Here is a 16,897-nt window from a genome sequence, read left to right as displayed (position 1 = left end):
GCATGGCTTTCAGGCCGCTTCACGATCGCGTTCTCGTCCGTCGGATTGAGGCGCAGGAGAAGACCGCGGGCGGGATCATCATTCCCGACACCGCCAAGGAAAAGCCGCAGGAAGGCGAAGTCGTCTCGGTCGGCACCGGTGCGCGCAATGACAGCGGGCAGGTTACGCCGCTCGAGGTCAAGGCCGGTGACCGTATCCTGTTCGGCAAGTGGTCGGGCACCGAAGTCAAGGTCGACGGTGAAGACCTCATCATCATGAAGGAAAGCGACATCCTCGGGATCGTTGGCTGACGCTAACGGGCTCGGGATCGTCCCCGTCCATCTCACTCAATTCATCTATTCTGAAAGGGTAGCCACATGGCAGCCAAGGACGTGAAATTCAGCCGCGACGCGCGTGAGCGCATCCTCCGCGGCGTCGACATCCTCGCCGACGCGGTCAAGGTGACCTTGGGGCCGAAGGGCCGCAACGTCGTCATCGACAAGAGCTTCGGCGCGCCGCGCATCACCAAGGACGGCGTCACCGTCGCCAAGGAGATCGAGCTCAAGGACAAGTTCGAGAACATGGGTGCGCAGATGCTGCGCGAAGTGGCCTCGAAGACCAACGACAATGCCGGTGACGGCACCACCACCGCCACCGTGCTCGCCCAGGCGATCGTCCGCGAGGGCATGAAGTCGGTTGCGGCCGGCATGAACCCGATGGACTTGAAGCGCGGCATTGACCTCGCAGTTGAGAAGGTCGTCGCGGACATCAAGTCGCGCTCGAAGCCGGTCAGTGGCTCGAACGAGATCGCCCAGGTCGGCATCATCTCGGCCAATGGCGACAAGGTCGTCGGCGAGAAGATCGCCGAGGCGATGGATAAGGTCGGCAAGGAAGGCGTCATCACCGTCGAGGAGGCCAAGGGCCTCGAGTTCGAGCTCGACGTCGTCGAAGGCATGCAGTTCGACCGCGGTTACCTGTCGCCCTACTTCATCACCAACCCCGAGAAGATGACGGTCGAGTTGAACGATCCGTACATCCTCATCCACGAGAAGAAGCTCTCCAACCTCCAGGCGATGCTTCCGATCCTCGAGGCGGTCGTGCAGTCGGGTCGTCCGCTGCTGATCATCGCCGAGGACATCGAAGGCGAAGCGCTGGCCACCCTGGTGGTGAACAAGCTGCGCGGCGGCCTCAAGGTCGCGGCCGTCAAGGCGCCGGGCTTCGGCGATCGCCGCAAGGCGATGCTCGAGGACATCGCCATCCTGACCGGCGGTGAGATGATCTCGGAGGATCTCGGCATCAAGCTCGAGAACGTCACCGTGGGCATGCTCGGCACCGCCAAGCGCGTCACCATCGACAAGGACAACACCACCATCGTCGACGGCGCTGGTGAGAAGTCGGGCATCGAGGGCCGCGTCGCCGCGATCCGCCAGCAGATCGAGAACACCACCAGCGACTACGACCGCGAGAAGCTCCAGGAGCGTCTCGCCAAGCTCGCCGGCGGCGTTGCCGTGATCAAGGTCGGCGGTGCGTCCGAGGTCGAGGTCAAGGAGCGCAAGGACCGCGTCGACGACGCGCTCCACGCGACCCGCGCGGCCGTCGAAGAGGGCATCGTTCCCGGCGGCGGTACCGCGTTGCTCTACGCGACCAAGGCGCTCGAGGGCCTGACCGGTCAGAACGACGACCAGACCCGCGGCGTGGACATCGTCCGCAAGTCGCTGACCACGCTGGTGCGCCAGATCGCCACCAACGCCGGCCATGACGGTGCGGTGGTCTCGGGCAAGCTGCTCGAGGGCAACGACCCGACGATGGGCTTCAACGCCCAGACCGACACCTACGAGAACCTGGTCCAGGCCGGCGTGATCGACCCGACCAAGGTCGTCCGCACCGCCCTCCAGAACGCGGCCTCGGTCGCCGGCCTGCTCATCACCACCGAAGCGGCGGTGAGCGAGCTGCCGGAAGACAAGCCCGCGGCCGGCGGCATGCCGGGCGGCATGGGCGGCATGGGCGGCATGGACTTCTAAGCCAAGCCGGCCGGGGCTAGCGACGAGACCGCGAGGTCGAGGAACTGGCCCCGGACTCGGCGAAGGCCGGCCGACAGGTCGCGTCAGCGAACCTGATCGACGTCACGGGGTTTACTCCCGTGACGGCCCCGCCCGAAGTCTAGTGCACATTCCCCGAGGGGCCGGCGTCCCCCGACGTCGGCCCTTCGTCATTCCCGAGCGCGTTCAACTCCGCCTCGGCATTGTCGAGCTGCGCCGCTTCCGCAGCCGTCGGCGCGGCCACCGGCTCCGCCCTCCGGCAGCCGGCAAGCGCCACCGCCATCACCAGCGCCGCGACGCTCATCGCTGCCTTCACCCGACGACTCCCCAAACGAAAAGGGCCGCCCGGTCGCCCGGACGGCCCTTCGTGTAACAACGCTCGTGACGAGCGTCGATTACATCGCGTTGGTGGCGTTGCTGGTCGCGTTCGAGACCGAGTTCGCACCGTTCGAAACCGCATTGCCGGCCGCGTCGAGCGCGTTGTCGGCAGCGACGCCGGCGTTGTCGAGCGACGCGTTGGTGTCGGTGGTGGTCTCGGTGGTCACCGTGTTCTCGGTGGTGACGGTGTTGGTGTCGGTCTTCTTGGTGCAGGCGACGAGGGTCAGGCCGGCAACCGCAACGGCGACAATGGCGATCTTCTTCATGGTGAGTCCATCCCTATCGAAAAACCTCGCTCCACAATGAAGCCGAGGGCCCGGCCCGCCGCATCTTTGCGGTCAAACCAGCGCGCGGATTTAGTGGAGGTGTAACCTTGGTGCAATGCACAATTGCGACGAACCGTGTTTGGCGGTCGGCGCGGTTTCTCCTTGCACCTCATATAAAGACTTCTTTATATCCTTATCCCGTGTCGCTGCCGCTTCCTCTTGCCGACCTGTTCCAGGCGCTCGCCGACCCCACCCGGCTGCGGGTGCTGGCGCTGTTGCGGGAACTCGAATTGTCGGTGGGCGAGCTCGCCCAATTGCTCGGGCAGAGCCAGCCGCGCGTTTCCCGCCATGTGAAGATCCTGGTCGACGCCGGAGTGCTCGAGCGGCGCAAGGAGGGCAGCTGGGTGTTCCTGACGCTCGCCCGGCCCGAAGTCGCCGAGGCGCTGTTCGCCCTTATCGAGGGCGCCGCCGACGAGGCCACCGCCGCCGCTTTCGCCACCGACCGGACCCGGCTCGCCGCCGTCCGCCGCGACCGCGCCGAAGCGGCCGAGCGCTATTTCGCCGCCAATGCGCATGTGTGGGATGAGATCCGCTCGCTCCACGTCGCCGAAAGCGAGGTCGAAGGCGCCATCGTCCGCGCGCTCGGCAGCCAGCCGCTCGGCCGGCTGGTCGACATCGGCACCGGCACCGGGCGCATGATCGAGCTGTTCGGCCGCGACGCTGCCCAGGCGATCGGCATCGACAAGTCGAGCGAGATGCTCCGCTTCGCCCGCGCCAAGCTCGCGGCGGCGGCGGTTCCGGCTTCGCTCCGCCAGGGGGACATGTACGCTCTGCCGCTCCCCGACGGCAGCGCCGACGTCGTTCTCCTCCACCAGGTCCTCCACTACGCCCAGGCCCCCGGCCAGGCGATCGCCGAGGCCGCACGCCTGCTCGGCTCCGACGGCCGCCTGCTGATCGTCGATTTCGCCCCCCACGAGCGCGAGGAGCTGCGCGAGCGCGCCGAGCACGCCCGGCTGGGCTTTGCCGACGAGGCGATCCTCGGCTGGTTCGCCGAGGCCGGGCTGACGGGCCAGGTGGTCGAGCAACTCGCCGGCGGCGAACTCACCGTTACCCTCTGGGCCGGGCGGAAGGCGCCGGTCCGCCAGCCCCGCCGGAGAGCCGCATGACCCGCCCCGCGCTCGTCACCATCCCTTCGTCCGAGCCCGCGCCGCTGTTCGCCGCCGCCAAGGGCGACATCGCCGTCAGCTTCGAATTTTTCCCGCCCAAGAGCGAGAAGATGGCCGAGACCCTGTGGTCCTCGATCGAAACCCTCGCCCCGTTGCGCCCGCAATTCGTCTCGGTGACTTATGGCGCGGGCGGCTCGACCCGTGAGCGCACCCACGCCACCGTCGCCCGCATCGTCCGCGAGACCAATCTCCCCGCCGCGGCGCACCTCACCTGCGTCGATGCCTCGAAAGCCGAGATCGACGACATCGCGCGCCATTATTGGGACGCCGGCGTCCGCCACATCGTCGCACTGCGTGGCGATCCGCCCGAAGCCGGAAAGGCCTATGAGCCGCACCCGGACGGCTACGCCGACGCCGCCGACCTCGTCGCGGGCCTCAAGAAGATCGCGCCGTTCGAGATCAGCGTCGCCTGCTATCCCGAGGTCCATCCCCAGGCGTCATGTCCCGAGGCCGACCTCGACAATCTCAAGCGCAAGGTTGACGCCGGCGCCGACCGCGCGATCAGCCAGTTCTTCTTCTCGCCGGAAGCGTTCCTCCGCTTCCGCGACCGCGCCGCCGCCTGCGGGATCGCGGCCGACATCGTCCCCGGTATCCTGCCGGTCAGCAGCGTCGCCCAGACCCGCAAGTTCGCCGACCAGTGCGGCGCGGCGATTCCCCAGTGGATGGACGAATTGTTCGAAGGCCTCGACGACAAACCCGCCGCGCGCCAGCTGGTCGCCGCGACCATCGCCGCCGAGCTCGCCGGCCAGCTCTACGCCAGCGGCATCCGCCACTTCCACTTCTACACCCTGAACCGCGCCGAGCTGGCCTATGCCATCTGCCACCTGCTCGGGGTGCGCGCCGACCGAAAGGCCCTAACATGACCGACGCCGCCACCGCGCTCCGCGCCGAGGCCTCGAAGCGCCTGCTGATCAAGGACGGCGCCTATGGCACCGCGATCCAGCGCGAAGGCCTCGCCGCCGCCGATTATCGCGGCGACACTGGTCTTTCGAAGGATCAGAAGGGCAATAACGATCTGCTCTGCCTGACCCGTCCCGACCTCATCGCGACCATCTGCCAGGCCTACGTCGACGCCGGCGCCGACGTGCTCGGCACCAACAGCTTCAACGCCAACCGGATCAGCCAGGCCGATTACGGTGCGGAAGACCTCGTCCCCGAGATGAACGTCTGCGCCGCGCGGATCATCCGCGAGGTCGCCGACCGCGCCGCTGAAGCCGATGGCCGCCGCCGCTATGTCGCCGGCGCGCTCGGTCCGACCAACAAGACCCTGTCGCTCTCGCCCGACGTCAACGATCCCGGCTTTCGCGAGGTCGACTTCGACACGGTCAAGGCCGCCTACCGCGAGCAGGCCGAGGCGCTGCTCGAGGGCGGGGCCGATTTCATCCTCATCGAAACCGTGTTCGACACGCTGAACTGCAAGGCGGCGGTGATGGCCGCGCTCGACCTCGCGCCGATCATGATTTCGATGACGCTGACTGACCTGTCCGGCCGCAATCTATCGGGCCACACGGTGGAAGCCTTCTGGGCCAGCGTCCGCCACGCCAAGCCCGTCACCATCGGCCTCAACTGCAGCTTCGGCGCCGCCCAGCTTCGCTCGCACCTCGCTGCGCTGTCGGCACAGGCCGACACGCTGATCATGGCCTATCCCAACGCCGGCCTGCCCAACGACCTCGGCCAGTATGACGAGGCGGCGAGCGAGACCGCGGCCCAGGTGGCGGAGTGGGTCGCCGACGGCCTCGTCAACATCGTCGGCGGCTGCTGCGGCACGACGCCGTCGCACATCGCCGCCATCGCCGAGGCCGTGGCAGGCCAGCCGCCCCGCGCGATCCCGCAGGCGCCTCGCCGCACGGTTCTCGCCGGCCTCGAACCAATGGTCCTCGCCGCCTGACATGACCGACCGTAACGCGTCCGACGCCGCCAGCGCGGCCACCAGCTTCGTCAACATCGGCGAGCGCACCAACGTCACCGGCTCGGCCCGCTTCAAGAAGCTCGTCCTCGCCGGCGACTATGATGCCGCGGTCGAAGTCGCCCGCCAACAGGTCGACAACGGCGCCCAGATCATCGACGTCAACATGGACGAGGCGCTGCTCGACGGCGAACTCGCCATGACGACGTTCCTCAAGCGCATCGCTGCCGAGCCCGACATCGCCCGCGTGCCGGTGATGATCGACAGTTCCAAATGGACGGTGATCGAGGCCGGCCTCAAGTGCGTGTCGGGCAAGCCGATCGTCAATTCGATCAGCCTGAAGGAAGGCGAGGGGCCCTTCCTCGAACAGGCCCGCCTCGTCCGCCGTTACGGCGCCGCGGTGGTCGTGATGGCCTTCGACGAGACTGGCCAGGCCGACACCGCCGCGCGCAAGGTCGAGATCTGCGCCCGCGCCTACGACACGCTGGTCGCCGACGGCACCGAACCGCAGGACATCATTTTCGACCCCAACGTCTTCGCCGTCGCCACCGGGATCGACGAGCACCGCCGCTACGCGCTCGACTTCATCGAGGCGGCGCGCGAGATCCGTGCCCGCTGCCCCGGCGCCCACATTTCGGGCGGCCTCTCGAACCTCAGCTTCTCCTTCCGCGGCAACGAGCCGGTGCGCCGCGCGATGCACTCGGTCTTTCTCTACCACGCCATCCCCGCCGGGCTCGACATGGCGATCGTCAACGCCGGCCAGCTCGACGTCTACGACGCGATCGACCCCGAGCTGCGCGAGGCCTGCGAGGACGTCATCCTCGACCGCCGCGACGATTCCACCGAACGGCTGATCGCGCTGGCCGAGCGCTTCAAGGGCACCGACGAGGTCGCCGAGAAGCAGGCCGCCGAGTGGCGCTCGCTCCCGGTCGCCGAGCGATTGTCCTACGCGCTGGTCAAGGGCATCGACGCCCACATCGTCGACGATACCGAGGAGGCCCGCCAGACGGCCGACCGCCCGATTGCGGTGATCGAGGGACCGCTGATGGACGGGATGAACGTCGTCGGCGACCTGTTCGGCTCGGGCAAGATGTTTCTGCCGCAGGTGGTGAAATCGGCCCGCGTGATGAAGAAGGCGGTCGCCCACCTGCTTCCCTACATCGAGCTCGAAAAGGACGAGGGCGCCAAGGGCAAGGGCCGGATCGTCATGGCCACCGTCAAGGGCGACGTCCACGACATCGGCAAGAACATCGTCGGCGTGGTCCTCCAGTGCAACGGGTACGAAGTCGTCGACCTTGGCGTGATGACCCCGTGGACGAAAATCCTCGAGGCGGCGAACGAGAATGACGCCGACATCATCGGCCTCTCGGGCCTCATCACCCCCTCGCTCGATGAGATGGTGACGGTGGCAACCGAGATGGAGCGGGCGGGAATGAAGCTGCCTTTGCTGATCGGCGGCGCGACCACCTCGAAGGCGCATACCGCGCTGCGGATCGCACCGGCCTATTCGGGTCCGGTCCTTCATGTGCTCGACGCCAGCCGCGCGGTCGGCGTTGCTTCCGCGCTCGTCAGCGACGGCCCCCAGCGCGGCGAGCTGATCGAAGGCACCGCCAGCGAATATGAGGCGCTCCGCGTCGCCCGCGCTAACCGCGGCGGGCAGGATCGCGTCAGCATCGCCGAAGCGCGCGCCAACCGCTTCGTCGCCGATCCCGCCCGCCAGGCGCCGGCGCCCTACCGCCCAGGGAGCCACGTCTTCGCCGACTGGTCGCTCCGCGATCTGCGCGCCCACATCGACTGGACGCCCTTCTTCCGCGCGTGGGAATTGCACGGCACCTTCCCGGCGATCCTCGACGACCCCATCGTCGGTGAAAGCGCGCGCAGCCTGTTCCGCGACGCCGAGGCGATGCTCGACCGGATCATCGCCGAGAAATGGCTCACCGCCCGCGCCTCGGTCGGCCTGTGGCGCTGCTGGCGCGAGGGCGACGACGTCCTCGTCATCGCCGGCAATGAGCCCGTCCGGCTGCCCTTCCTGCGCCAGCAGATGAAGAAGCGCGAGGGCCGCGCCAACATGTGCCTCGCCGACTTCATCCAGGAAGAGGGCGAGGACTGGATCGGCGGGTTCGCGCTCGGCATCCACGGTGCCGAGGCGCACCTCGACCGCTTCAAGTCGGCCAATGACGATTACAGCGATATCCTGCTGAAAGCGCTCGCCGACCGCCTCGCCGAGGCGCTGGCCGAGCGGCTCCATCACCATGTCCGCACCTATCTGTGGGGTTATGCCGAGGAGCATCTCTCCAATCAGGAGCTGATCCGCGAGCGCTACGAGGGCATCCGCCCCGCGCCCGGCTACCCCGCCAGCCCCGATCACAGCCTGAAGCCGGTGCTGTTCGACCTGCTCGGCGGCGACCCTGCCGGCCTGTCCCTGACCGAGAGCTTCGCGATGATGCCGACCGCGGCGGTCAGCGGCTTCTATTTCGGCCACCCCGACAGCGCCTACTTCGGCGTCGCCACCATCGGCCGCGACCAGCTCGAGGATTACGCGCGCCGCCGCGGGGTCGACGTCGACACGGCGGAGCGGTGGCTGCGGCCGAACCTGGACTGACGCCACTAAAGCGTCACCCTGAAATCGTTTCAGGGTCCATGCCTTCACACGGGCCTTGGTCCGGGTTTGAAGATGGATGCTGAAACAAGTTCAGCATGACGCTAGGGGAGAGCGAACCGTGCCCCGCATTCTCCTCTTCCTCCTCGCGCTGCTCACCGCCGTCCCCGCCACGGCGCAGCTTGGGTCGGCCAAGCCGCACATCACCGCGCAGCTGATCGTCGATGGCCCGGTCAAACCCGGCCAAGACACCGACCTCGCCATCCTGATGACCCCCGAGCCCGGCTGGCACGGCTATTGGTCGAACCCCGGCGACGCCGGCCAGCCGATGAAGCTCGACTGGCAATTGCCGCAAGGCGCGTCCGTCGGCGAACTGCGCTACCCGGTGCCCAAGACACTCACCATTGCCGGGCTGATGAATTACGTCTTCACCGGCCCCTACGCGATCCTCACCCGGCTACACGTACCTGCGGACGCCAGCGGCACACTGCCGATCAAGGCCCACGCCTTCTGGCTCGCCTGCACTGACGAGATTTGCGTCCCCGAGCAGGGCACGCTCAGCCTGGACGTGCCGATTGGTGGCGGCACCGACGAGCAGGCCCGCTTCGACGGCTGGCGCCGCGCCCTCCCGCGCCCGCTGGGAAGCGCCGCGCATTTCCAGGCGAGCGGCACCGCTGTCCGCCTCGGCATCCCGCTGCCGGCGAGCGTTGCCGCCGACAACCTCCACTTCTTTCCGGCCGACGGCGTCCCGCTCGACCATGCCGCGCCGCAGCGCTTCTTCCGCAACGGCGACCTGGTGGTCGCCGAGCTGACCTTCAAGCGACCGCCGCAAACCATCAACGGCGTGCTCGGCATGGGCCAAAGCGGAGGCCTCGCGATCGCCGCGACGCCCGGCTCCGTTCCCGCTGGCGGCACACCCATCGGCGAGCCGGCGAAGGGCGAGGGGTGGGGCGCACTCGGCTGGGCCCTGCTCGGCGCGCTCGCCGGCGGGTTGCTCTTGAACCTGATGCCGTGCGTCTTCCCGATCCTCGCGCTCAAGGCCCTCGCACTTGCCCGCGCTGGCGGGGATGAGCGCCACGCCCGCGCCGACGCGCTCGCCTACACCGCGGGCGCGATCGTCGGGACCGGCGCGCTCGGCATCGCGCTGCTCCTGATCCGCGCGGGCGGCACTGCGGCGGGCTGGGCCTTCCAGCTCCAGGACTCGCGCACCATCCTCATCCTGCTGCTGCTCGGCACCGCCATCACGGTGAACCTGCTCGGCATCTTCAAGCTACCCGTGCTCGGCGGCGAAGCATCCCCGCGCGGTGGCTTCGCCACCGGCGCGCTCGCCGCCTTCGTGGCGACCCCCTGCGCCGGGCCATTCATGGGCGCGGCGCTCGGCGCGGCCCTGCTGCTCCCCGCCGCCGGCGCGATCCTCGTCTTCGCCTCGCTCGGCCTCGGAATCGCGTTGCCGTTCCTCCTCGTCGCCTTCGTCCCCGCGCTGCGTCGGCGCCTGCCCAAGCCGGGCGCCTGGATGCTCCGCCTCCAGCGTATCCTCGCCGTGCCGATGGGTCTCAGCGCCGCCGCCGCGCTCTGGCTGCTTTACCGCCAGGGCGGCACCAGCGGCCTGCTGCTCGGCCTCGTCGCCGCCGGCTTGCTCATCCTCGCCCTCATCATCGCCGGCCGCCGGCAAATGCGCGGCGAGCCCGCCCTCGGCGCGCCGGTCGCCATCGCGCTGGCGCTCGCGCTCGTCCCTTTGTTTGGGATCGGCCGCGGCGAACAGGCGGTGATCACCAAGCCGACCAACGCCGAGGTGTGGAGCGAGGCCAAGGTCGCCGCCTATCGCGCGCAGAACCGCGCGGTGTTCGTCTACTTCACCGCCGACTGGTGCCTGACCTGCAAGGTCAACGAAGCCAACGCGATCGACCGCCAGCCGGTGCAGGACGCATTCAAGGCGAAGAATGTCGCGGTGCTCGCCGGCGACTGGACCGACGGCGACCCCGCCATCACCCGCTTCCTCGAAAGCCGCGCCCGCGCCGGCGTGCCGCTCTACCTGTGGTACGCGCCCGACAAGGAACCCGAGGAACTGCCGCAGATCCTCACCCCCGCGATGCTCACCGCGCGGGCTGGTTCCTAGCCCACACCCGCTCGCCCGCGATCCAGGTCTCCTCGACCTGCGTCCGCGCCATGTCGTGCGCGCTGACCTTGTCGACCGGGCGATCGACCAGGATGAAGTCGGCCCATTTGCCCGGCTCGAGGCTGCCGTAGCGCCCTTCGGCGAAGCCGGCCCAGGCCGCCCAACGGGTGAACCCCGCCAGCGCCTGCGCGAAGGTCAGTTTCTCCCACGGCCGCCAACCGCCCGGCGGCTGGTCGTCCAGCCCCTGCCGGCTGACCGCCGCCGCCAGCCCCGGGAAGGGGTTGGGGTCCTCGACCGGAAAGTCCGACCCCAGCGCCAGCCGCGCCCCGCTCTTCGTCAGCGTCTGCCAGGCGTAAGCGCCCGCCAGCCGCTTGGGCCCCAGCCGCGCCTGCGCCATCAGCCGGTCGCTGGTCTCGTGCGTCGGCTGCATCGAGGCGATCACCTTGTCGCGCGCGAATCGCGGCAGGTCGGCAGGATCCAGGATCTGCGCATGCTCGACCCGCCAGCGCCGGTCGCCCCGCGCCGAGCCGAGTTGCTCATAAGCGGTCAGCACCATGTTGTTGGCCGCATCGCCGATCGCATGCACCGCGATCTGCCACCCGCCGGAGGCCGCCACGCCCGCTTCCGCCTTCAACTGGGCCGGGGTCAGCAGCGCCAGCCCGCGCGTCGGCGCGTCGGCGTAAGGCTGCTTCAAATAGGCGCCGCGTGATCCCAACGCGCCGTCTGCATAGAGCTTGATCCCGTTGAGCTTCAGCCGATCCCCGAACGACCAGCCGGTCTGCCCCTCCGCCGCGATCGCCTTGAGATTGTCCGGGCCCATCGCATAGCTCATGATCCGCACCTTGAGCGCGCCCTCGCCATAGGCGCTGCGCATCGCGTGCCAGTCGTCGAGCGGGGTTCCCATGTCGGCCGCCGCCGTCACGCCCTTGCTCAGCAGATCGGCCTGCGCCGCCAAAAGCGCGGCACGCCTCTGCGCCGGGGTCGCGGCCGGCACGGCGCGTTCGACCAAGCCCGTCGCCGCATCGACAAACAGTCCCGTCGGCCGCCCGCTCGCATCCTTGTCGATCCGCCCGCCGCTCGGTGTTGCGGTCGCCGCGGTCACCCCCGCCGCGCGCAGCGCCGCGCTGTTACCGACCGCCGCATGCCCATCGACCCGGCCGAGCCACACCGGCCGGTCGCGCACCACCGCGTCGAGATCGGCGGCAGTCGGGAAGCGCTTGTCCGCCCACAATTCCTGGTTCCACCCTCGCCCGACGATCCACGGCAGCTCGGGATGCGCCGCCGCATAGGCCTTGAGGCGCGCCTGGAGCTCGGCCACCGAGCGCGTCCCCGTCACGTCGAGCTGGAGCCGGCTCGCCCCCAGCTCCATCACATGCCCGTGCGCGTCGATCAGCCCCGGCAACATGGTCCGCCCGCCGCCGTCGATGACCTTGGTGCTCCCCGGCAGCTTCAACAGCTCGCCATGCAGCACGCGCTTCACCCGGCCGTCGTCGCCGACCAGCAATCCGGTGAAATGCTCGATCCCGCCCGCCGGCGTCACCTGCACCCCGTTCACATGGTTCACCAGCGTGTCGGCCAGCGCCGGCGTGGAGCAGAGGAGGGCGGCGAGCAGCAGGGCAGGGCGGGTCATGCGCGCCAGCCTAGCATTGTTCCGCTCCGCCGGAAGGGCTAGCGGAGGCGCCCATGGAGCTTCCCACCCTGTCCGACATCCGCGCCGCCGCGGAGCAGATCGCCGGCGCGGTCCAGCTGACCCCGACCCAGCGCAGCCGCACCCTCTCCGAGATCACCGGCGCCGATGTCTGGCTCAAGTTCGAGAACCTCCAGTTCACCGCGGCCTACAAGGAACGCGGCGCGCTCAACAAATTGCTCTCGCTGACCGAGGAAGAGCGCGCCAAGGGCGTTATCGCCGCCTCGGCTGGCAACCACGCCCAGGCGGTCGCCTATCACGGCCGCCGCCTCGGCATCCCGGTCACCATCGTCATGCCGACCAACACCCCGGCGATGAAGATCAGCCAGACCCGCGAGCATGGCGCCCGAGTGATCCTCCACGGCGAGCGGTTCGACGACGCCTACGCCCATGCGCTTGACGTCGCCGAAGCCGACGGGCTGGTGTTCGTCCACCCCTTCGACGACCCCAAGATCATGGCTGGCGCCGGGACCGTCGGGCTCGAATTGCTCGACCAGGTCCCCGATCTCGACTGCGTGGTTGTCCCGATCGGCGGCGGCGGGCTCATCAGCGGCATCGCCACCGCGATCAAGGCGCTCAAGCCCGAGATTGAAGTCATCGGCGTCGAGGCGACCCTTTACCCCTCGATGAAGAACGTCATCGAGGGAGGGCACGGCGCGATCGGCGGCGACACGCTCGCCGAGGGCATCGCGGTCAAGGAACCCGGTCGCCTCACCCGCCAGGTGATCGCAAAGAACGTCGACCGCATCGAGCTGGTCGAGGAGCGCCACATCGAGCATGCCGTCGCGCTGCTGGTCGGGATCGAGAAGACCGTGGTCGAAGGGGCGGGGGCCGCCGGCCTCGCGCTCATCCTGGCGAAGAAAGAGCAGTTCGCCGGCAAGCGCGTCGCCACCATCCTGTGCGGCGGCAACATCGACACGCATCTGCTCGCCAACGTCCTCATCCGCGAGCTGGTCCGCTGCGGCCGCATCGCTCGCCTGCGCATCTTCGCCCAGGACCGTCCCGGCGCGCTCGCCAATATCACCCGGATCATCTGGGAGCAGGGCGTCAACGTGGTCGAGGTCTACCACAACCGCATCTTCACCGCGCTGCCCGCCAAGGACACCGAGATCGAGGTCGAGGTCGAAGCGCGCGACGCCGGCGACATCGACGCGCTCGAAGCCAAGCTCCAGGAGCAGGGCTTCCAGGTCCATCGCGAGCGGCTCGATTAACGATCTTCCCGGCCCTTTGGGGAGGGAGAAACGAAGGCGGCGACGGGATTGCCGGGGCCGCGCGGCAGGTCCGTTGCCCCACCACGATACAGACTGGCGCCTTAACCACGATAGGGAGGGAGCGACCCCTTCCCATGCGCGTTCAACCGGCACATAAACATTTTCGTAACCTTTTGCCGGAGCCGCCGGACTCGTGAGTGCCCCTTTCCGCTTCCCGAAATTCTTCGTCACGTCGCCGAGCCCGTGCCCCTATCTGCCCGGCAAGACCGAGCGGAAGGTCTTTACCGAGCTGTCGGGCCACCAGGCGAGTGAACTGAACGAGGCGCTCGGCCGGATCGGTTTCCGTCGCTCGCAATCGGTCGCCTACCGGCCGAGCTGCGTCGACTGCCAGGCCTGCGTGTCGGTCCGGGTCGACGCCAACGAATTCACGCCCACCCGCACCCAGCGCAAATTGCTCAAGCGCTACGCCGACCTCGAGGTCACCGCCTGCAAGCCGTGGACCACCGAGGAGCAATATGCGCTGCTTCGCCACTATCTCGCCCAGCGCCACCCCGGCGGCGGTATGGCCGAGATGGACGAGAACGACTTCGCCGACATGGTCGAGCAGACCCCGGTCCGCACCTATGTCGTCGAATATCGCGAGCCCTCGGTCGACGGCCGCCCGGGCCGCCTCGTCGGCGCCTGCCTCAGTGACCAGCAGAACGACGGGCTGTCGATGATCTACAGCTTCTACGATGTCGGTCCCGAGGCGCGCAAAGGACTGGGCACCTTCATCATCCTCGACCACATCATCCGCGCCGCCCGCGCGGGCCTGCCCTTCGTCTACCTCGGCTATTGGGTCGAGGGGTCGGACCGGATGGCCTATAAGGCGCAGTTCCGGCCGATGGAGAAACTCGGGCGCGAGGGCTGGCAGCGGTTCGAGCCGCCGGCCCCGTCGCATGCCCCGCGCCTCGACCGCGTGCTGCGCCAGCGCGGCCTCAAGGTCTGAGCGCAGCCAACCTAACCGGTCTTTCCTCTCTCCGGCATCGGCAAGTCCCGCGGGCGTCGACCGCACATGAACTTTGCCGGCCCCGGCTTCCGACCAGCTTGAACAATAGGGTTTCGCCTGCTTCGCTATTCCCTCGGCGAGGGCGGTTTCGGTCATGACGGCGCAGGATGACGGGGAGGGGAGCGGGAAGCGCCAGGTCGACGTCTCGTCGCCGCACTGGTGGCTGAACCAGGGAAACATGGAAACTTCGCGTGCCGTCCCGGGACAGACGGCCTGGCCCGAGCAGCCTTCGGCGCCGATCCTGACCCCGCACCAGGGAAACTTGGAAACTTCGCGGCTCAGGATGGGACGCTGGACCGGTCGGTGGCCGTGGCCCGTCTGGGTCGCCGCCCTCGCCGGATTGCTGCTGACCGCGCGCGGCTTCTGGCCGGGCGTGATGATCGACGATGCGCGCTGGCAATATCAGCAGTCGGTCGACAACGCTTATGAGGATTGGCACCCGCCGGTGATGGCGTGGCTGTGGCGACAGCTGAGCTTCCTCTGGCCCAGCCCGGCGCCGATGCTCCTGCTGCAACTCCTGCTGGCGTGGGGTGGGCTGGCGCTGATCGGCGCCTGGGCGTGGCGGCGCGGATGGCGCCGCACCGCGCTCGGCCTCGTCGCGGTCGGTTGGCTGCCCGGCGCGCTGATGCTGATGGGGGCGGTGACCAAGGACTGCCTGATGGCCGGCTCGCTGCTTGCGGCGACCGGCTTGGTGCTGTGGTTAGGCGACATGCGAGGAGAGGGTCGGCAGTGGCTGACCCGCCTCGCGATCTTCGCGTTGCTGATGTTCGCCGCGGCGCTGCGCTTCAACGCTTTCCTCGCCTGCCTGCCGCTCGCACTCGCCGCGCTCCCCGCGAACTGGCTCAAGACCTGGCCGCGGCGAATTCTCGCCGCCTTATTGTTCGTCGCCGCCTTCCTCGCCATCGGCCCGGCGATCGCGCGCGCGCTCGAGGCCGAGCAGACCGGCGTCCAGCAGTCGCTCGTCATCTTCGACCTTGGCGGGATCACTCACTTCAGCGGGCAGAACGTCTTTCCCGATCTCGGCGTCGCCGACCCGGTGCGGGTCAACGAGCGCTGCTACGATCCTTTCCAGTGGGACACCTATTCAGACTGGGCCAAGACGCCGTGTCCGCTTGGGTTCGACGCGATCCAGCCGCTGGTCGACGACGACGATCTTGATCCCAAGGCGCTCTGGATCGACGCCATCCGCCACCATCCCGTCGCTTATGCCGAGCATCGGCTCGCGCACTTCAACCAGGCGACCTATTTTCTCATCCGCGCCAGTCCCGACAGCACCGGCTGGATCCAGTCGGCCGACAATCCCTGGCATTTCCAGGTCGCGTCCAACGCCGCGCGGTCGCTCGTCGCGAGCGCCGATACTCTCGTCGTCCATAGTCCGCTCGGCTGGCCGTTCGTCTGGCTGCTGGTCGCGCTCGCCGGGCTGATCGCCGGGCTCGCGCTCGGGGTGCGCGGGCCATTGCTCGCACTTGCCGCGTCGGGCTTCCTCTACGGCAGCGGCTATCTCCTGGTCGGGGTCGCGACCGGGATGCGCTATCAGTTGTGGACCTGGTTCGCCGCTGCGCTCGCCGCATTGCTGCTGTGGGCGCAGATACGAGACAGCCAGCGCAGTCTCCCGCGCTGGCTGGTCATCGCGCTCCCACTCCTGGTCCTGGTGCCCACGGCCCTCGCACTTGGCATGAGGGCCGGGAGCTGATCGGTCAGGCGACCGCCGCTTCGGGCAGTTCGGCCTCGTTGGGATCGCGCAGCACGTAGCCGCGGCCCCACACGGTCTCGATGTAATTGTCGCCGCCGCACGCGAGGCTCAGCTTCTTCCTGAGCTTGCAGATGAAGACGTCGATGATCTTGAGTTCGGGCTCGTCCATCCCGCCGTAGAGATGGTTGAGGAACATCTCCTTGGTGAGCGTGGTGCCCTTGCGGAGCGACAGCAGCTCCAGCATCGCATATTCCTTGCCGGTCAGGTGGACGCGGTTCGAGTCCACTTCGACCGTCTTGGCGTCGAGGTTGACCGCCAGCTTGCCGGTGCGGATGACCGACTGGCTGTGGCCCTTCGAACGGCGGACGATGGCGTGGATGCGGGCGACCAGCTCATCGCGGTGGAACGGCTTGGTGACATAGTCGTCGGCGCCGAAGCCCAGCGCGCGGACCTTGCTGTCCATCTCGCCGATGCCCGACAGGATCAGCACCGGCGTCGCGACCTTGGCGGTGCGCAGCTTCTTCAGTACGTCATAGCCGTGCATGTCGGGCAGGTTCAGGTCGAGCAGGATGATGTCGTAATCATACAGCTTGCCCAGATCGAGGCCCTCTTCGCCCAAATCGGTCGTGTAGACGTTGAAGCCTTCGGTCCCGAGCATCAGCTCGATGCTCTTGGCGGTGGTCGGCTCGTCCTCGATCAGCAGTACGCGCATCGCTAGTTCCCCCGTTCAGAGGCCGGTTACTCACTCG

The 16,897-nt window shown here is 68.3% G+C and carries 14 protein-coding genes; 10 read left to right on the top strand and 4 right to left on the bottom strand.

Features of this window, described 5'->3' with window-relative positions:
* The first annotated feature begins 2 nt into the window (after positions 1 to 2).
* Both groES and groL read left to right on the top strand, forming a co-directional pair.
* Positions 3 to 290, top strand: coding sequence for a co-chaperone GroES (groES, locus tag GCU42_RS05930; RefSeq protein WP_114226678.1), 288 nt, complete (start codon positions 3 to 5; stop codon positions 288 to 290).
* Between the two features lie 66 nt (positions 291 to 356).
* A complete protein-coding gene (gene groL / locus GCU42_RS05925; RefSeq protein WP_114226677.1) occupies positions 357 to 2,000 on the top strand; it encodes a chaperonin GroEL in 1,644 nt (547 codons plus the stop codon).
* A 139-nt stretch (positions 2,001 to 2,139) separates the two neighbouring features.
* Here groL and GCU42_RS05920 read toward each other — a convergent pair whose 3' ends face one another.
* Both GCU42_RS05920 and GCU42_RS05915 read right to left on the bottom strand, forming a co-directional pair.
* Entirely contained in the window at positions 2,140 to 2,334 is a 195-nt protein-coding gene (locus GCU42_RS05920) for a hypothetical protein (protein ID WP_152569472.1), read from the bottom strand.
* Positions 2,335 to 2,413: 79 nt separating this feature from the next.
* On the bottom strand, positions 2,414 to 2,662 hold the full coding sequence (locus GCU42_RS05915) for a circumsporozoite protein (protein ID WP_114226675.1): 249 nt from the start codon (positions 2,660 to 2,662) through the stop codon (positions 2,414 to 2,416).
* 206 nt (positions 2,663 to 2,868) lie between these two features.
* Between GCU42_RS05915 and GCU42_RS05910 the strand changes: the two genes are divergently transcribed.
* From GCU42_RS05910 to GCU42_RS05890, 5 genes are all read left to right on the top strand, one after another.
* Positions 2,869 to 3,828 carry an ArsR/SmtB family transcription factor gene (locus GCU42_RS05910; protein ID WP_114227739.1) on the top strand — a complete coding sequence of 320 codons (960 nt, stop codon included), beginning with the start codon at positions 2,869 to 2,871 and terminating at the stop codon, positions 3,826 to 3,828.
* Entirely contained in the window at positions 3,825 to 4,751 is a 927-nt protein-coding gene (gene metF / locus GCU42_RS05905) for a methylenetetrahydrofolate reductase [NAD(P)H] (RefSeq protein WP_114226674.1), read from the top strand. The genes GCU42_RS05910 and metF overlap by 4 nt, the downstream gene beginning before the upstream one ends.
* Positions 4,748 to 5,776, top strand: coding sequence for a homocysteine S-methyltransferase family protein (locus tag GCU42_RS05900; RefSeq protein WP_114226673.1), 1,029 nt, complete (start codon positions 4,748 to 4,750; stop codon positions 5,774 to 5,776). Before metF ends, GCU42_RS05900 begins: the two co-directional genes overlap by 4 nt.
* Before the next feature lies 1 nt (position 5,777).
* A complete protein-coding gene (gene metH / locus GCU42_RS05895; protein ID WP_114226672.1) occupies positions 5,778 to 8,396 on the top strand; it encodes a methionine synthase in 2,619 nt (872 codons plus the stop codon).
* A 118-nt stretch (positions 8,397 to 8,514) separates the two neighbouring features.
* The gene (locus tag GCU42_RS05890) at positions 8,515 to 10,509 is read left to right on the top strand and encodes a protein-disulfide reductase DsbD family protein (RefSeq protein ID WP_335341005.1); all 1,995 of its coding nucleotides are present in this window, start codon (positions 8,515 to 8,517) and stop codon (positions 10,507 to 10,509) included.
* On the opposite strand, the gene GCU42_RS05885 is transcribed toward GCU42_RS05890, so the two are convergent.
* A complete protein-coding gene (locus GCU42_RS05885; RefSeq protein ID WP_114226670.1) occupies positions 10,487 to 12,139 on the bottom strand; it encodes an amidohydrolase in 1,653 nt (550 codons plus the stop codon). The genes GCU42_RS05890 and GCU42_RS05885 overlap by 23 nt on opposite strands.
* A 53-nt stretch (positions 12,140 to 12,192) precedes the next feature.
* Between GCU42_RS05885 and GCU42_RS05880 the strand changes: the two genes are divergently transcribed.
* The 3 genes from GCU42_RS05880 to GCU42_RS05870 all read left to right on the top strand — a co-directional run bounded on the left by GCU42_RS05880 (position 12,193) and on the right by GCU42_RS05870 (position 16,148).
* On the top strand, positions 12,193 to 13,407 hold the full coding sequence (locus GCU42_RS05880; protein WP_114226669.1) for a threonine ammonia-lyase: 1,215 nt from the start codon (positions 12,193 to 12,195) through the stop codon (positions 13,405 to 13,407).
* 193 nt (positions 13,408 to 13,600) lie between these two features.
* The gene (locus GCU42_RS05875; protein WP_114226668.1) at positions 13,601 to 14,395 is read left to right on the top strand and encodes an arginyltransferase; all 795 of its coding nucleotides are present in this window, start codon (positions 13,601 to 13,603) and stop codon (positions 14,393 to 14,395) included.
* Positions 14,396 to 14,549: 154 nt separating this feature from the next.
* The gene (locus GCU42_RS05870) at positions 14,550 to 16,148 is read left to right on the top strand and encodes a hypothetical protein (RefSeq protein WP_114226667.1); all 1,599 of its coding nucleotides are present in this window, start codon (positions 14,550 to 14,552) and stop codon (positions 16,146 to 16,148) included.
* Positions 16,149 to 16,152: 4 nt separating this feature from the next.
* On the opposite strand, the gene ctrA is transcribed toward GCU42_RS05870, so the two are convergent.
* Positions 16,153 to 16,860, bottom strand: a complete 708-nt coding sequence (gene ctrA, locus GCU42_RS05865) for a response regulator transcription factor CtrA (protein ID WP_114226666.1) — start codon at positions 16,858 to 16,860, stop codon at positions 16,153 to 16,155.
* Between the last annotated feature and the right edge of the window lie 37 nt (positions 16,861 to 16,897).

Source organism: Sphingomonas ginsengisoli An et al. 2013, assembly GCF_009363895.1.
Lineage (GTDB): Bacteria > Pseudomonadota > Alphaproteobacteria > Sphingomonadales > Sphingomonadaceae > Sphingomicrobium > Sphingomicrobium ginsengisoli.
The sequence above is the reverse complement of the archived record's forward strand: the minus strand, read 5'-3'. Positions and strand labels throughout refer to the sequence as shown.

What these genes read in the sequence shown, in the direction of transcription:
- groES (WP_114226678.1), top strand. Translation starts at nt 3, where the DNA reads ATGGCTTTCAGGCCGCTTCACGATCGCGTTCTCGTCCGTCGGATTGAG.
- groL (WP_114226677.1), top strand. Translation starts at nt 357, where the DNA reads ATGGCAGCCAAGGACGTGAAATTCAGCCGCGACGCGCGTGAGCGCATC.
- GCU42_RS05915 (WP_114226675.1), bottom strand. Translation starts at nt 2,662, where the DNA reads ATGAAGAAGATCGCCATTGTCGCCGTTGCGGTTGCCGGCCTGACCCTC.
- metF (WP_114226674.1), top strand. Translation starts at nt 3,825, where the DNA reads ATGACCCGCCCCGCGCTCGTCACCATCCCTTCGTCCGAGCCCGCGCCG.
- GCU42_RS05900 (WP_114226673.1), top strand. Translation starts at nt 4,748, where the DNA reads ATGACCGACGCCGCCACCGCGCTCCGCGCCGAGGCCTCGAAGCGCCTG.
- metH (WP_114226672.1), top strand. Translation starts at nt 5,778, where the DNA reads ATGACCGACCGTAACGCGTCCGACGCCGCCAGCGCGGCCACCAGCTTC.
- GCU42_RS05885 (WP_114226670.1), bottom strand. Translation starts at nt 12,139, where the DNA reads ATGACCCGCCCTGCCCTGCTGCTCGCCGCCCTCCTCTGCTCCACGCCG.
- GCU42_RS05880 (WP_114226669.1), top strand. Translation starts at nt 12,193, where the DNA reads ATGGAGCTTCCCACCCTGTCCGACATCCGCGCCGCCGCGGAGCAGATC.
- GCU42_RS05870 (WP_114226667.1), top strand. Translation starts at nt 14,550, where the DNA reads ATGACGGCGCAGGATGACGGGGAGGGGAGCGGGAAGCGCCAGGTCGAC.
- ctrA (WP_114226666.1), bottom strand. Translation starts at nt 16,860, where the DNA reads ATGCGCGTACTGCTGATCGAGGACGAGCCGACCACCGCCAAGAGCATC.